We start from the raw sequence: 15,441 nt of genomic DNA on the forward strand, positions 1-15,441 counted from the left end.
CGATAGTAACCAGCGATCACGCCAGCCACAGCCCGCATTTCGGTCATTTGCCGGGACTAACGGCGCGCCAGGGCTTTTTGCAATGCCTCGAGAGTCAGATCGGAGCGCCCCTCGGCAGCATGCAGCTCATGCTCCCAGGCCACCTTGCAGCCTGCCAGGTCACTGTGCTCGTGCACTTGCAGCAGCCACTGCACGCGGTCATGCCAGTCGCCAAGATCACCTTGCGCCTTTTTCAACAGACGCTGCAGCCCCTTGCCGGCATGCTCGAGTTGGGGGTACGCCTCGTCCCCGTAGCGAACACGCTTGATCAGTAGGCGCAGACGATGCCGATCATGGGCCGGGTCGTCCAGCGCCCTGGCCAGCTTGCGCCATTGCTTCTCCAGGCGCTTGTCGATGCGCCTGCGCATGCCTTGCGTCAAGCCTTCGCGGTCGGCAGCACGCAAAAACAGCGGGAAGGCGTCGAGGATCGCCAGCACCCGAGTAAGCTGGGCACTGGACGCGACGCTGGCAAAGGTCCGTGCCCTCCCCTCCTGGCGGCGCTCGCCGGCCTGCACATGACCGCGCCCGACCAGTTGCGCGGCCAGCACTTCACGGTCACGCAACGGTGTGGTGAGCGTGCCCAGTGCCCCCGCCGCTTCCTCCAACTGCTCGACACCCGGCAAGCCACGCAAAGGCCGCAACAAACTGCGCAGCCGCCGTAGGGTGGTGCGCAGGTCGTGCAGCGCCTCGCTGTCGGTATCGGCGGCGAGGCGCTCGCGACAGGCCAGCATTCCCACCTGCAGGGCCAGGACCCTGGAAACCACATGGTCGATCATGCTCGGCATGTGACGCTCCTCACTCAACGCCCGGCGCGGGACTCACGAATATAGAAACGCGCTTTCTCGGCCTTGTGGGTACAACCTTCAAAGCCTTCGAACTGCTGCTGGGTCTTGGCACCGGTCAGCAGCGACAACGCCTTGGAATAGCTCACGGTGCCGGCAAAGCCTTCGGCCTTGGCCAGGTCAAGTTCCTTCCAGGCGGCATCGAGCTGGGTCGCGCAACTGTCACGGTAGGCCGTCTTGCCCGCGCAGCCGGCCAAGGCCAGGGCAATCAGAGGAAGGGTGATCCAGGCTTTCATCGGTAATACCTCGAGGGTGGAAACTGAAGTGGCCGTTCGACGGCAAAGCAAACAAAAAGTGCCCTGCTCAGCGTAGTCCAGCACGGACTACATTGAAGCACAGGCGGCATGGGTGCATTGTTGGACCATGGTTGCACAGGCACAGGGGGAAAAATCATGGGCAAACGCGTGGCGTTGGTGCTGGGCTCCGGCGGGGCCCGAGGGTATGCGCACATCGGTGTGATCGAGGAGATCGAACGCCGCGGCTACGAGATCGCATGCATCGCCGGTTGCTCCATGGGCGCGGTGATCGGCGGCATCTACGCCGCCGGCAAGCTCGACGAGTACCGCAGCTGGATCGAGAGCCTGGACTACCTCGACGTGCTGCGCCTGGTCGATGTCAGCTTTCGCCTGGGCGCCATTCGTGGCGACAAGGTGTTCGGGCAGATCCGCAAGATCGTCGGCGAGATCAACATCGAACAGTTGCGCATTCCCTACACGGCAGTCGCCACCGACCTGACCAACCAGCAGGAAATATGGTTCCAGGAGGGCTGCCTGCACCAGGCCATGCGCGCCTCGGCGGCCATTCCCAGCCTGTTCACCCCGGTGGTGCAAGGTAATCGCATGCTGGTCGATGGCGGTATTCTCAATCCGTTGCCGATCGTCCCGGTGGTGTCCAGCCACTGCGACCTGATCATCGCCGTCAACCTCAACGCCACCAACCAGAAGCAGTATCAGTTGCCGGTGATCGAGCGCCCGGCGGCGTTCAAGATGCGTTTCGACGCCTTGATCAGCTCGCTGGGGTCGCGCCTGCCGTTCCGGCGCAAGCCGGCCGAACAGCTAATCCGCCTGGAGCAGGAGATCGTCGCCGAAGGGCTCGCCGCATCCAACCCCTGGCTGGGCGAGAGCGCCGAACCGCAAGGCCAGCAGCCGGCGGCGGCGCCGCAGAGCGAAGGCGCGCCCAAGTCGGCCACCGGCTCGTTCATCGTCGACAACGTCGGCCCAGCGTCCTTGCTGGACCTGATCAACCAGAGTTTCGAAGTGATGCAGACGTCGTTGGCGCAGTACAAGATCGCCGGGTATCCGCCGGATGTGCTGATCAACGTACCCAAGCGGGTGTGCCGGTTCTTCGAGTTCTACAAGGCGCCGGAGCTGATCGCCCTGGGGCGGGAGATTGCCCGGGACACGCTGGACAACCATGAGGGAATCCGGCGCCCCTGAAACAAGTCCGTGCACACCTGCCGCAGGTCGTCATGCAGGAGCGGGCTTGCCCCGCGATGAACCAAAGCCAGAAACGAAACAAGCCGCATAAGCGGCCTGTTTCGCGATCAGCACATGACTCAGTAGCGGGTGATGTCGGCACTGCCTTCAAGCAGCTTGCGATAAGCCGCGAAGTCTTGCGAACCGGCACGCGATGCGAGATAGCGACGGATCTGCGCCTTCTCTTCATCGGTGGCGGCAGCACCTTCGTTGACGCCCTTCAGTTGCAGGACCACCAGGCTGCCATCGCCCAGCACCACGCTGCCGTAGACTGGCTTGTCCTTGGCCGCTGGTTTGCCGAGGCGGAACACCGCCTGCAGCTCGGCCGGGTCGATGCCATCCTGGCCACGGGTGACCGCTTCATGGAGCTTCCAGCCCTGACCTTCGGCCTTGACCGAGCCATCCCGCAGGCCGGCGATCAGTTTGTCGGCCTTGGCCTTGAGTTCGGCAATCGCCTTCTCCTTGGCCAGGTGCTCGCTGATGTTCTTGGCCACGGCCTCCAACGGCAGCTGCTCGGGCTTGCGGTGCTCCTTGACGCGCACGACCACCACGGTTTCCGGGTCGAGTTCGATGGCGTTGCTGTTGGCGCCCTCTTCGAGCACCTGCTCGCTGAACGCGGCCTGGATCACCGCACGGTTGGCAGTGATGCCTTCACCACCCTCGCGACCGAAGGCGGCAGAGGTGTGTACCTTCAGGCCCAGGTCCTGGGCCGGCTGGGCCAGGTCGGAAGCTTCGAAGGCGGTGTCTTCGAGCTGCTTGGTGGCCTCAACGAAGCGCTGCTCCACCTGCTGGGTCTTCAGCTCGTGGGTCAGTTTGTCCTTCAGGCTGGCGAAGCTCGGTACGTCCGGCGCCTGCACGCCCAGCAGCTTGATCAGGTGGTAACCGAACTCAGTGCGCACGGGTGCCGATACCTGGTCCTTGTTCAGCTTGTACAGCGCGTCCTCGAAGGCCGGGTCGTACACACCAGGGCCGGCGAAGCCGAGGTCACCACCGGTGCTGGCCGAGCCTGGATCCTGGGAGAACTCCTTGGCCAGTTTGGCGAAGTCCTCGCCTTTGCCCAGGCGCTGCTGGATCTCATCGATGCGGGCCTTGGCCTTGGCATCGTCGGTCTTGTCGTTGACCTCGATCAGAATGTGCGCGGCATGGCGCTGCTCGCCCAGATTCGCGATTTCCTTCTCGTACAGGGCCTTGAGCTCGCCGTCGTCGACCTTGACCTGATCGAAGAAGGCCGACTTCTTCAGCTCGAGGTAATCGATGACCACTTGATCCGGGGTCATGAATTCCTTGGCGTGCTGGTCGTAGTGCGCCTTGACCTCGTCATCGCTCACCTTGACCGCGGCCGGATCGGCCTTGAAGGTCTGCGAAGCGAAATCACGGGTCTGCTTCTCGAGGCGGGCGAAGGCTTCAACCTGCTTGTCGGTGACGAAGCTGCTGCCGGCAAGGCCGGTGCGCAGTTGGCCGATGAGCATTTCCTGGGCGAGCATCTCGCGGAACTGCATGCGGCCGTAGCCCATCTGGCGGATGACCGAATCGAAGCGCTCGGCGCTGAACTTGCCATCGACCTGGAATTCAGGCGTCTGCAGGATCAGCTGATCCAGCGCGGCCTCGGAAAAAGCGAACTTGGCATCTTCGGCACCCTGCAACAGCAGCTTGCGATCGATCAGCCCCTTGAGCGCGGCTTCGCGCAGCATCTTCTCGTCCAGCAGCGCAGGGTCGAAATCCTTGCCCAACTGTTGCATCAGCTGGCGGCGCTGCATGTCCACGGCCTGGCTCAGCTCGTTCTGGCTGATGGTCTGGCCGTTCACCTTGGCGGCGTCCTGGCTATGGCTGGCGGCCTGGAAAATGGCCTCGAAACCGGTCAACGCCATCAGTACGACGATGAGGCCGATGATGGTCTTGGCAATCCAACCTTGTGAATTGTCCCTGATATTCTGCAGCATGCGTCCCCCAGAAACGGCTGTACCACTGCGTCGACAACCGCGGAGCGTGGGTAGAATCCTGATAGAAGAAAGGCGCATCCAGTGGATGCGCCTTTTCGAAGCGAGCGTGCCAGCGGGAACGTTTGCGACCCGCCGTCACGCGGTCGGCCCTGGCGACGCCCGGGCCGGCTGAAAGACGACTTAGTTGACGGCGTCTTTCAGGCCCTTGCCAGCCTTGAAGCCAGGAACCTTGGCGGCAGCGATCTTGATCGCCTTGCCGGTTTGCGGGTTACGGCCGGTGCGCTCAGCGCGCTCCTTGACCGAGAAGGTGCCGAAGCCAACCAGGACAACATCGTCACCGGCTTTCAGGGCGCCTTGAACGGATTCGATCACTGCGTCCAGCGCACGGCCGGCTACAGCTTTCGGGATGTCAGCGGATGCGGCGATAGCGTCAATCAGTTCCGACTTGTTCACTCTAAGTCCCCTTATTTCTCTATTGAGTTTGTTTCTAAGTATGTAATGAAAAGCTTATGAAACGAGCGCTGGGTGGCCTGTTGACACTGGCGTGCCGCTTTATAGCAAGGGGCCGAAAATGCTGTCAACCAAAGCCCCCCAGCGAAATACGTACTAGTGCGTGCTGATTCTTTCCTTAGCATCGCCGTCGCGCTTCTCATCTTTCGCGACAATCTCCGGAGCCACATCTGGCAAGGGCTCCGGGGCGTATTGCAGCGCAATTTGGAGGACTTCGTCAATCCATTTGACCGGTTTGATCTGAAGATCCTGTTTGATGTTTTCCGGAATTTCCTTCAAGTCGCGAACATTCTCTTCCGGAATGATCACCGTCTTGATCCCGCCACGGTGTGCCGCCAGGAGTTTTTCCTTGAGCCCGCCAATGGCCAGGACCTGGCCACGCAAGGTGATCTCACCGGTCATCGCCACATCGGCGCGAACCGGGATCTGGGTCAGGGCCGACACCAGCGCGGTGCACATGCCGATACCGGCGCTAGGGCCATCCTTGGGCGTGGCACCTTCGGGCATGTGGATGTGAACGTCGCGCTTCTCGTGAAAGTCTGCAGCGATCCCCAGGCTTTGAGCGCGGCTGCGCACCACCGTCTGCGCGGCGGTGATCGACTCGACCATGACGTCGCCGAGCGAACCGGTCTTGATCAATTGCCCCTTGCCGGGAATGACCACGGCCTCGATGGTCAGCAGTTCGCCACCCACCTGGGTCCATGCAAGGCCTGTGACCTGGCCGATCTGATCCTGCTGCTCGGCCAGGCCGTAGCGGAACTTGCGCACGCCCAGCAACTGCTCGAGCTGCTCGCCGGTTACCTTGACCTTCACCTGCTTGACGCCGGTGTGCTCCTTGACCACTTTGCGGCAGACCTTGGCGATCTGGCGCTCCAGGCCACGCACGCCAGCTTCGCGGGTGTAGTAGCGAATGATGTCGCGGATGGCCGAGACGTCGACCTCCAGTTCATCCTTCTTCAAACCATTGGCCTTGACCTGCTTGGGCACCAGGTACTTGACCGCGATGTTGATCTTTTCGTCCTCGGTGTAGCCCGGCAGGCGGATGACTTCCATGCGGTCAAGCAGCGCCGGCGGGATGTTCATCGAGTTCGAGGTGCACAGGAACATCACGTCCGAGAGGTCGTAGTCGACCTCCAGGTAGTGATCGTTGAAGTTGTGGTTCTGCTCGGGGTCGAGCACCTCCAGCAACGCCGAGGCCGGGTCACCGCGCATGTCGCTGCCCATCTTGTCGATCTCGTCGAGCAGGAACAGCGGGTTGCGTACACCGACCTTGGTCATTTTCTGAATCAGACGACCGGGCATCGAGCCGATGTAGGTACGACGGTGGCCACGGATCTCGGCCTCGTCACGCACGCCGCCCAACGCCATGCGCACGAACTTGCGATTGGTGGCGGCGGCGATCGACTCGGCCAGCGAGGTCTTGCCCACGCCAGGTGGCCCGACCAGGCACAACACCGGGCCACGGATCTTCTTCACCCGCTTCTGCACGGCGAGGTACTCGAGGATGCGTTCCTTGACCTCTTCCAGACCGTAGTGGTCCGCGTCGAGGATCTCCTCGGCCTTGGTCAGGTCCAGGCGCACCTTGCTCTGGGCTTTCCACGGCACCTGTACCAGCCAGTCGAGGTACGAACGCACCACGGTGGCTTCGGCCGACATCGGCGACATCTGCTTGAGCTTGTTCAGCTCGGCCTGGGCCTTGGCCAGGGCGTCCTTGGGCAAGCCTGCGGCGTCGATGCGCTTCTTCAGCTCCTCGACTTCGTTGTGGCCTTCGTCGCCATCGCCAAGCTCCTTCTGAATGGCCTTCATCTGCTCATTCAGGTAGTACTCGCGCTGGCTGCGCTCCATCTGCTTCTTCACGCGACCGCGAATGCGTTTCTCGACCTGCAGCAGGTCGATCTCGGCATCGAGCAGCGCCAGCACGTGCTCGACACGCGCCTGCAGCTCGACGATCTCGAGGATCTCCTGCTTCTGCTCGATCTTCAACGCCATGTGCGCGGCCATGGTATCGACCAGGCGCCCAGGCTCTTCGATGCTGTTGAGCGAGGACAACACTTCTGCCGGGACTTTCTTGCCCAGTTGCACGTATTGCTCGAACTGCGACAGCAGGGTGCGCACGAAGACCTCGGACTCGCGCTCGGCGGTCTCGACTTCGTCGATCAGGCTGACTTCGGCACGAATATGGCCATCGACTTCAGTGAAGCGCTCGACAGCACCACGCTGCTCACCCTCGACCAGCACCTTGACGGTGCCATCGGGCAGCTTGAGCAGTTGCAGCACGGTGGCGACAGTGCCCACGCGATACAGGGCGTCTTCACCCGGATCGTCGTCGGCAGGATTTTTCTGGGCCAGCAGGAGGATCTGCTTCTCGCCCGTCATCGCGGCCTCGAGGGCCTCGATGGACTTCTCACGCCCCACGAACAGTGGGATGACCATGTGCGGATAGACGACAACGTCGCGCAATGGCAAAAGAGGCAAGTCGAGGGTGGTCTTCATGATTTCGCCTCTACAGCGGCCATGTGGCCGGAAACCGTTGGAAATGGTGCTTGGGGCTAATGTGGGGGCAGCCCTGGGAAATTACAAGCGCCCAGGACATGAAATGCAAAAAGGGGCCAAAAAGGCCCCTTCCTGCTGCTACCCCGTTCCCAATCAGGCGTCGGGAGCGGCCTTGGCTTGCGGCTCGCTGTTCTCGTAGATCAGCAGCGGCTGCGAAGAGCCTTCGATGACGCTTTCGTCGATCACCACCTTGCTGACATCCTTCTGCGAAGGAATCTCGTACATGGTGTCGAGCAGCACGCCCTCGAGGATCGAACGCAGGCCACGGGCGCCGGTCTTGCGCTCCAGCGCCTTGCGGGCAACGGCCTTGAGCGCATCGCTGCGGAACTCGAGGTCGACGCTCTCCATCTCGAACAGCTTGGCGTATTGCTTGGTCAGCGCGTTCTTCGGCTCGGTGAGGATCTGCATCAGAGCAGCCTCATCCAGCTCGTCCAGCGTCGCCAGAACCGGCAGACGGCCGACGAACTCCGGAATCAGGCCGAACTTGACCAGATCGTCCGGCTCGACCTCACGCAGCGACTCGCCGACCTTCTTGCCCTCTTCCTTGCTGCGCACTTCGGCACTGAAACCGATGCCGCCCTTGGTGGAGCGGTTCTGGATGACCTTTTCCAGGCCAGAGAACGCGCCACCGCAGATGAACAGGATGTTGCGGGTATCAACCTGCAGGAACTCCTGTTGCGGATGCTTGCGACCGCCTTGCGGCGGCACCGAGGCAACGGTGCCCTCGATCAGCTTCAACAGCGCCTGCTGCACGCCCTCGCCCGAGACGTCACGGGTGATGGACGGGTTGTCCGACTTGCGCGAGATCTTGTCGATCTCGTCGATGTAGACAATGCCCATCTGGGCCTTTTCCACGTCGTAGTCGCACTTCTGCAGCAGTTTCTGAATGATGTTCTCGACGTCCTCACCGACATAACCGGCTTCGGTCAGGGTGGTGGCGTCGGCAATGGTGAACGGTACGTTCAGCAGGCGCGCGAGTGTCTCGGCCAGCAGCGTCTTGCCCGAGCCGGTCGGCCCGATCAGCAGGATGTTGCTCTTGCCCAGTTCGACTTCGTCGCCCTTCTTGTCACGCTGGTTCAGGCGCTTGTAGTGGTTGTACACCGCTACCGCCAGCACCTTTTTCGCGCGCTCCTGACCAATGACGTACTGGTCCAGGATACCGCTGATTTCTTTCGGCGAGGGTAGCTTGTGCGCGTTGCTCTCGGCCTGGGCTTCCTGCACCTCCTCACGGATGATGTCGTTGCACAGGTCGACGCACTCGTCGCAGATAAATACCGAGGGGCCGGCAATCAACTTGCGCACTTCGTGCTGGCTTTTGCCGCAGAAGGAGCAATAGAGCAATTTGCCGTTGTCCTCGCCGTTACGGGTGTCAGTCATTCGATCGATCCAATCCGGTAGGCTTGAAACACAAGATGAAGGCAATCGCTGGCTTTTTCAAGTCCGCGGGTAGGCGCAATCTGCACCCACCCGCTCTGGCGCATTGCTTCAGGATGCCAGTTGCCGCTTGTCGTAGACCGAGTCGATCAGGCCGTACTCGGCCGCGCGCGCAGCGCTCATGAAGTTGTCACGCTCGGTGTCGCGCTTGATGGTTTCCAGCGGCTGGCCGGTGTGATGGGCCAGCAGCTCGTTCAGGCGCGCCTTGATGTTGAGGATTTCCTGGGCGTGGATCTCGATATCGGTCGCCTGGCCCTGGAAGCCGCCCAGCGGCTGGTGAATCATCACCCGCGAGTTGGGCAGGCAGTGGCGCTTGCCGGCGGCACCAGCCGCGAGCAGGAAGGCGCCCATGCTACAGGCCTGGCCGATACAGATGGTCGAGACGTCCGGCTTGATGAACTGCATGGTGTCGTAGATCGACATGCCAGCTGTCACGGAGCCGCCTGGGGAGTTGATGTAAAGATGGATATCCTTGTCCGGGTTTTCCGCCTCAAGGAACAGCAGTTGCGCCACTACCAGGTTGGCCATGTAGTCCTCTACAGGGCCGACCAGGAAGATCACGCGCTCCTTCAGGAGGCGCGAATAGATGTCGTAGGCGCGTTCGCCACGGGCGGACTGCTCGATAACCATCGGGACCAGGCCGCCCGCGGCCTGGATGTCAGAGCTCTGCTGAATATAAGAATTGCGGGACATGTCCTGCACTCACTCCCAAATAGTCATGGCTTGAATACGCACAAGCCAGCGCGAAGGCTGGCTTGTGGGGGTTTCCTACGAGAGTAGCCTGTTACTCAGCGTCGGCAGCTGCCTGGGCTGGTTTCACCGCTTCTTCGTACGAGACCGATTTGTCGGTCACAGTCGCTTTCTGCAGGACAGTATCTACAACTTGTTCTTCCAGTACAACCGAACGCACTTCGTTCAGTTGCTGGTCGTTCTTGTAGTACCAGGCGATGACCTGCTCAGGCTCCTGGTAGGCCGAGGCCATCTCTTCGATGACTTCGCGAACCTTGGCTTCGTCCGGCTTCAGGTCGAACTGCTTGACCACTTCGGCAACGATCAAGCCCAGGACCACGCGGCGCTTGGCCTGCTCTTCGAACATCTCGGCTGGCAGCTGCTCAGGCTTGATGTTGCCACCGAACTGCTGAACGGCCTGCACGCGCAGACGGTTGACTTCGTTTTCCAGCAGGGCCTTTGGCACTTCGACCGGGTTGGCGGCCAGCAGACCGTCCATGACCTGGTTCTTGACCTTGGTCTTGATGGCCTGGCGCAGTTCACGCTCCATGTTCTTGCGAACTTCGGCGCGGAAGCCTTCCAGGGTCGATTCCTTGATACCGAACTGGGCGAAGAAGGCTTCGTTCAGTTCTGGCAGCACAGGAGCCGAAACGCTGTTGACGGTAATGGTGAACTCGGCGGCCTTGCCTGCCAGGTCCAGGTTCTGGTAGTCCTCTGGGAAGGTCACGTTGACCACGCGCTCTTCGCCAGCCTTGGCGCCAACCAGACCTTCTTCGAAGCCCGGGATCATGCGGCCGGAGCCCAGTACCAGCTGGGTGCCCTTGGCCGAACCACCGGCGAAGGCTTCACCGTCGATCTTGCCGACGAAGTCGATGTTGACCTGGTCGTCGTTCTGCGCGGCGCGCTCGACAGCCTCGAAGCGGGTGTTCTGCTTGCGCAGGACTTCCAGCATGTTGTCCAGGTCGGCGTCAGCCACTTCGGCGCTCAGGCGCTCGACAGCGATCGAGTCGAAACCGGCAACGGTGAACTCAGGGAAGACTTCGAAGATGGCGACGAACTCGAGGTCCTTGCCTTTTTCGAACGATTTTGGCTCGACGGCAGGAGCGCCGGCCGGGTTCAGCTTCTGCTCGACGATGGCTTCGTAGAAGGAAGCCTGGACCAGGTCACCGAAGGCTTCCTGACGGGCATCGGCCTCGAAACGCTGGCGGATCACGCTCATTGGCACCTTGCCCGGGCGGAAGCCCGCGATCTTGGCGCGCTTGGCAGTCTGCTGCAGACGCTTGTTGACTTCGTTCTCGACGCGCTCGGCCGGAACGGCGATGGTCATGCGGCGCTCGAGAGCGGAAGTGTTTTCAACAGAAACTTGCATGGATATTCCTCGTTGCACAGACGTTAGCCGGCGATAACCCGACTCCAGAATCAAGGGCAAACATTCTAGTGACTCGCGCACCAGAAGTCACCCCACCCGGATTGTCGGCGAAACACGCCGGTCGATTTCCCTGGAAGGCACGCACGACGGGGCGTCGAGCCTATTCATATAACGACCGCGCGCCACCTCGAATGCCGCGCAGTTGTAAAACCTTGTCAAACAAACAACAGCCTGGGCGATCGCCAGTTTTATTGCGGCTCGATCTCGTTGAACTGGCAGTATTCTTCCCAAGCCAGGCCCAACGCCTCGGCCACCTCGCGGTGCACTTCCAGGCGCATGGCCTGCAACTGCTCCGGCGACTCGGCGATCAACTGCAACGCGTACTCCCAAGGCTGGACGCCCTGCTCCTGGGCTGCATCCTCGAACGCCCATTCGATCTGCTGGGCCTGCTCACGGGCATCCAGCTCACGGATTTCTTCGAGCAACTGCGGATTTGCCTCGGCAAAACGCTGCAGCGCCAGGGCCTGGCGCGCCTCTTTTGCAATCATTTGCGCTACTCCTCTGCCAGTCTGTTCAGCCAGGCATTCAACCGGCTGAAATCTAACAGCTTTTATCGCCTGACCACCAGTAGCCACAGGCACCGGATGGCAGAAACAAAAAAGGCGCCCGATCATTCGATCCGGGCGCCTTCTGAAAATATGGGGTGGACGATGGGAATCGAACCCACGACAACCGGAATCACAATCCGGCGCTCTACCAACTGAGCTACGCCCACCATAATGCAGTGTTGCGGTACAGCCTTACAGAAACATGGTGCGGACGAAGAGACTCGAACTCTTACAGCTTGCGCCGCTGGAACCTAAATCCAGTGTGTCTACCAATTTCACCACGTCCGCATGAAACGCTTAGAACAAGGGCGCCGGATCATTCAATCGAGGCGCCCCTGAAAAATCTGGGGTGGACGATGGGAATCGAACCCACGACAACCGGAATCACAATCCGGCGCTCTACCAACTGAGCTACGCCCACCATAACGCGTTACTGCTTACTTGCCCGAGCCTAAATGGCGCACCCGGCAGGACTCGAACCTGCGACCATCCGCTTAGAAGGCGGATGCTCTATCCAGCTGAGCTACGGGCGCTTAAGCTTCCAGCCAAACCGAACAAGCGAACCACTTGCCCTGCTCGACTTTGCCAACCCGTGCCAGGCAGTGCCCGACAAGTGCGGCGAATCTTATAGGCGACCCTGAGGGGCGTCAACACCTTTCGCAAAAAAATTTAAATTATTGAAGGGGTTAGGGGATTTGCCCGACCACCCGCCTTTGCCCTTGGGCCATGTCGTGCGAGAATGTGCCCTTCTTATATATGTTCCCTTCTCGATGGTTAATCACGCGTCTATGACTGCACACCTTATCGATGGCAAGGCGATCGCCGCCAACCTGCGCCAGCAGATCGCCCAACGTGTCGCCGAGCGCCGCCAGCAGGGCCTGCGCACGCCAGGCCTGGCGGTGATCCTGGTCGGCAGCGACCCGGCCTCCCAAGTCTATGTCTCGCACAAGCGCAAGGACTGTGAAGAGGTCGGCTTCATTTCCCAGGCGTTCGACCTGCCCAGCGATACCACGCAGCAAGCCCTGGCCGATCTGATCGACCGGCTCAACGACGACCCGGCAGTCGACGGCATTCTCCTACAACTGCCGCTGCCGGAGCATCTGGACGCCTCGCTGCTGCTCGAGCGCATCCGCCCGGACAAGGACGTGGACGGTTTCCACCCCTACAACATCGGCCGCCTGGCACAGCGCATCCCGCTGCTGCGTCCGTGCACTCCGAAAGGCATCATGACCCTGCTGCATAGCACCGGCCAGGATCTGTACGGCATGAACGCGGTGATCGTCGGCGCATCCAACATCGTCGGCCGACCGATGGCCATGGAGCTGCTGCTGGCCGGCTGCACCGTCACCGTCTGCCACCGTTTCACCAAGGACCTGCCCGGCCATGTCGGCCGGGCCGACCTGGTGGTGGTTGCTGCCGGCAAGCCGGGGCTGGTCAAGGGTGAGTGGGTCAAGGAAGGCGCAATCGTCATCGACGTCGGCATCAACCGCCAGGAAGACGGCAAGCTGGTCGGCGACGTGGTCTACGAGACCGCCCTGCCCCGCGCCGGCTGGATCACCCCGGTGCCGGGCGGCGTGGGTCCGATGACCCGGGCATGCCTGCTGGAGAACACCCTGTATGCGGCTGAAGAGCTGCACAAGTAATACGGTGTTCCGGCAATAAAGAAAACGGCGCCCTTCGAGGCGCCGTTTTCAGTTGTACAGTTCATCCTTGTGGGAGCGGCGATGCGGCGACCCGACTTGCCCCGCGATAGCGATGGATCTGCCGACGCCATCGCGGGGCAAGCCCTCTCCCACGAGGATGGCGACCTTTTTCTGTGGCACCAGCCGATTCCGCTGCCAAACAAGCCATTTCAGCTGGACCCGCTGCCCGCCCCGTCCGCTTCAGCCGGGATCTCACCGCAAACCATCACACAATGGTCACACAGCCCACCTGTGGATGCGTGCCCAATGCAAACAACAAATACCGTCCTCATGATTCGCCCGGCGCGGTTCGCCTTCAACCCCGACACCGCCGCCAACAACCGCTTCCAGCAAGCGCCGCTGGACCCTGAGACCGCCAGCGCAAAGGCCCTGGAAGAGTTTGACGGCTACGTCGACAGCCTGCGCCAGCACGGCGTCGACGTACTGGTGGTGCAAGACACCCCAGAGCCCCATACCCCTGACTCGATCTTCCCCAACAACTGCTGGAGCAGCCATGCCGACGGCAGTCTGGTGCTCTACCCGATGGAGGGCAAGAACCGCCGCCTGGAACGCAGCAAGGGCGTACTGGGCGTGCTGAGCGAGCGCTTCGCCATCCAGCGCACCGTCGACCTGAGCCCGCTGGAACAGCAGAATCTGTTCCTCGAAGGCACCGGCAGCATGGTCCTGGACCGCGAGCACCGCATCAGCTACGCCTGTCACTCGGGGCGCACCCACGAACGCGCCCTGCGCCAGTTCGCCGAGCATCTGGACTACCGCCTGTGCCTGTTCCACGCGGTGGACCGCCAGCAGGCGCCGATCTACCACAGCAACGTGATGATGAATGTCGGCCGCCAGCTCGCCGTGGCCTGCCTCGATGCCCTGCCCCACCCAGACGAACGCCGCGCACTGGAGCACTCGCTGCGCGACACCGACAAGCAGGTGCTGGCGCTGAACTTCGATCAGCTGGAGAACTTCGCCGGCAACATGCTCGAGGTCCACGACCGCGACGGCCGCTCGCTGCTGGTGATGTCGCGCAGCGCCTGGCGCTCGCTCGATGCGCAGCAGCGCCGCCAGGTCGAACGCCACAGCCATCCGCTGGTGGTGAACATCGACCATATCGAACGCATAGGCGGCGGCAGCGCCCGCTGCATGCTCGCCGAAATCCACCTGCCCTCGCGCCACTGACCCGTCAAGGAGAACCATCATGACCCGCTACATCGACGTAAATGACCTCGCCCGCCTGGTCAACCGCAAGGGCCTGCCCACCTGCCTGGCCGAGATGGCCGAGTACATCCGCCAGGACTACCTGCGCTGGCACGACTTCGAGAAATGCGCGCGCCTGGCCAACCACTCGCCGGACGGGGTGATCGAACTGATGCCTGTGTCCGACGCCAGCCTGTACGCCTTCAAGTACGTCAACGGCCACCCGAAGAACACCCACAACGGCCTGCTCACCGTGATGGCCTTCGGCGCCCTGGGCGATGTCGATACCGGCGCGCCAGTGCTGCTCAGCGAGATGACCCTGACCACCGCCATCCGTACCGCCGCCACCTCGGCCCTGGCCGCCCGCTACCTGGCGCGCTCGGACAGCAAGCGCATGGCGCTGATTGGCAACGGCTCGCAAAGCGAGTTCCAGGCCATCGCCTTCCACACCCTGCTGGGCATCGAGGAAATCCGCCTGTTCGACATTGACCGCAAGGCTTCGGAGAAACTGGCAGCCAACCTGGCCGGCTACCCGCAACTGAAGCTGACCATCGCCGGCAGCGTGGCCGAGGCGGTACGCGGCGCCGATATCGTCACCACGGTCACCGCCGACAAGGCCTACGCCACCATTCTCACCCCGGAGCTGATCGAGCCGGGCATGCACCTCAATGCCGTGGGCGGCGACTGCCCGGGCAAGACCGAATTGCACCGCGACATCGTCGAGCGTGCCCGAGTGATCGTCGAGTACGAACCGCAGAGCCGGATCGAGGGCGAGATCCAGCAGATGCCGGCCGACTCGCCGACCACCGAGTTCTGGCAGGTGGTCGAGGGCAGCGCCGCAGGCCGCGAGAACGCCGGGCAGGTCACGTTGTTCGACTCGGTCGGCTTCGCCCTGGAGGACTACTCGGCGCTGCGCTATGTGCTCGACGTGGCCCGCACCCTGGACATCGGGCATGACATTGCGCTGGTGCCTGAACTCGAGAACCCGAAGGACCTGTTTGCCTTGCTGCAGCCAAAAGGGCGTGAGCGCAAGGCCAGTGCTGCCTGACCGAACACG

13 protein-coding genes and 4 tRNA genes are annotated in these 15,441 nt (G+C 62.0%); 4 read left to right on the plus strand and 13 right to left on the minus strand.

All coding sequences use genetic code 11. The annotated features are described in order from the left end of the window. Nucleotides 1–56: 56 nt before the first annotated feature. Nucleotides 57–824 carry a CHAD domain-containing protein gene (locus tag KHO27_RS13200; protein WP_110700953.1) on the minus strand — a complete coding sequence of 256 codons (768 nt, stop codon included), beginning with the start codon at nucleotides 822–824 and terminating at the stop codon, nucleotides 57–59. Between the two features lie 14 nt (nucleotides 825–838). Next, nucleotides 839–1,117 carry a hypothetical protein gene (locus tag KHO27_RS13205; protein ID WP_102683240.1) on the minus strand — a complete coding sequence of 93 codons (279 nt, stop codon included), beginning with the start codon at nucleotides 1,115–1,117 and terminating at the stop codon, nucleotides 839–841. 156 nt (nucleotides 1,118–1,273) lie between these two features. On the opposite strand from KHO27_RS13205, the gene KHO27_RS13210 reads away from it, so the two are divergent. After that, nucleotides 1,274–2,317 carry a patatin-like phospholipase family protein gene (locus KHO27_RS13210; protein WP_110700955.1) on the plus strand — a complete coding sequence of 348 codons (1,044 nt, stop codon included), beginning with the start codon at nucleotides 1,274–1,276 and terminating at the stop codon, nucleotides 2,315–2,317. A gap of 119 nt (nucleotides 2,318–2,436) precedes the next feature. Here the strand turns inward: KHO27_RS13210 and KHO27_RS13215 are convergent, their stop codons facing one another. The 11 genes from KHO27_RS13215 to KHO27_RS13265 form a co-directional block, all read right to left on the minus strand. Further along, complete coding sequence (locus KHO27_RS13215) at nucleotides 2,437–4,296, minus strand: SurA N-terminal domain-containing protein (RefSeq protein ID WP_111533022.1); 1,860 nt, start codon at nucleotides 4,294–4,296, stop codon at nucleotides 2,437–2,439. 180 nt (nucleotides 4,297–4,476) lie between these two features. Further along, the gene (locus KHO27_RS13220) at nucleotides 4,477–4,749 is read right to left on the minus strand and encodes an HU family DNA-binding protein (protein ID WP_023629739.1); all 273 of its coding nucleotides are present in this window, start codon (nucleotides 4,747–4,749) and stop codon (nucleotides 4,477–4,479) included. A 153-nt stretch (nucleotides 4,750–4,902) separates the two neighbouring features. Beyond that, a complete protein-coding gene (gene lon / locus KHO27_RS13225) occupies nucleotides 4,903–7,299 on the minus strand; it encodes an endopeptidase La (RefSeq protein WP_110700959.1) in 2,397 nt (798 codons plus the stop codon). 153 nt (nucleotides 7,300–7,452) lie between these two features. After that, nucleotides 7,453–8,736, minus strand: a complete 1,284-nt coding sequence (clpX, locus tag KHO27_RS13230; protein WP_031314790.1) for an ATP-dependent Clp protease ATP-binding subunit ClpX — start codon at nucleotides 8,734–8,736, stop codon at nucleotides 7,453–7,455. A 108-nt stretch (nucleotides 8,737–8,844) separates the two neighbouring features. Further along, the gene (clpP, locus tag KHO27_RS13235) at nucleotides 8,845–9,486 is read right to left on the minus strand and encodes an ATP-dependent Clp endopeptidase proteolytic subunit ClpP (RefSeq protein ID WP_023629742.1); all 642 of its coding nucleotides are present in this window, start codon (nucleotides 9,484–9,486) and stop codon (nucleotides 8,845–8,847) included. A 91-nt stretch (nucleotides 9,487–9,577) separates the two neighbouring features. Beyond that, the gene (gene tig / locus KHO27_RS13240) at nucleotides 9,578–10,891 is read right to left on the minus strand and encodes a trigger factor (protein WP_110700961.1); all 1,314 of its coding nucleotides are present in this window, start codon (nucleotides 10,889–10,891) and stop codon (nucleotides 9,578–9,580) included. A 248-nt stretch (nucleotides 10,892–11,139) separates the two neighbouring features. Further along, nucleotides 11,140–11,439, minus strand: coding sequence for a DUF6388 family protein (locus KHO27_RS13245; RefSeq protein ID WP_046854887.1), 300 nt, complete (start codon nucleotides 11,437–11,439; stop codon nucleotides 11,140–11,142). Between the two features lie 151 nt (nucleotides 11,440–11,590). After that, nucleotides 11,591–11,666, minus strand: a tRNA-His gene (locus KHO27_RS13250). Nucleotides 11,667–11,702: 36 nt separating this feature from the next. Beyond that, nucleotides 11,703–11,787: transfer RNA gene (locus tag KHO27_RS13255), tRNA-Leu, on the minus strand. Nucleotides 11,788–11,844: 57 nt separating this feature from the next. Beyond that, nucleotides 11,845–11,920, minus strand: a tRNA-His gene (locus KHO27_RS13260). Nucleotides 11,921–11,955: 35 nt separating this feature from the next. Beyond that, nucleotides 11,956–12,032 (minus strand) — tRNA-Arg (locus KHO27_RS13265). Nucleotides 12,033–12,287: 255 nt separating this feature from the next. Here KHO27_RS13265 and folD point away from each other — a divergent pair. From folD to ocd, 3 genes are all read left to right on the plus strand, one after another. Further along, nucleotides 12,288–13,142, plus strand: coding sequence for a bifunctional methylenetetrahydrofolate dehydrogenase/methenyltetrahydrofolate cyclohydrolase FolD (gene folD, locus KHO27_RS13270; RefSeq protein ID WP_023629744.1), 855 nt, complete (start codon nucleotides 12,288–12,290; stop codon nucleotides 13,140–13,142). A gap of 306 nt (nucleotides 13,143–13,448) precedes the next feature. Further along, nucleotides 13,449–14,366: a citrulline utilization hydrolase CtlX gene (gene ctlX / locus KHO27_RS13275; protein WP_102683234.1), complete on the plus strand. Its 918-nt coding sequence runs from the start codon at nucleotides 13,449–13,451 to the stop codon at nucleotides 14,364–14,366. A gap of 19 nt (nucleotides 14,367–14,385) precedes the next feature. Next, nucleotides 14,386–15,432, plus strand: coding sequence for an ornithine cyclodeaminase (ocd, locus tag KHO27_RS13280; RefSeq protein ID WP_214500347.1), 1,047 nt, complete (start codon nucleotides 14,386–14,388; stop codon nucleotides 15,430–15,432). The last annotated feature ends 9 nt before the right edge of the window (nucleotides 15,433–15,441 follow it).

The organism is Pseudomonas sp. RC3H12, from assembly GCF_018596375.1.
GTDB lineage: Bacteria > Pseudomonadota > Gammaproteobacteria > Pseudomonadales > Pseudomonadaceae > Aquipseudomonas.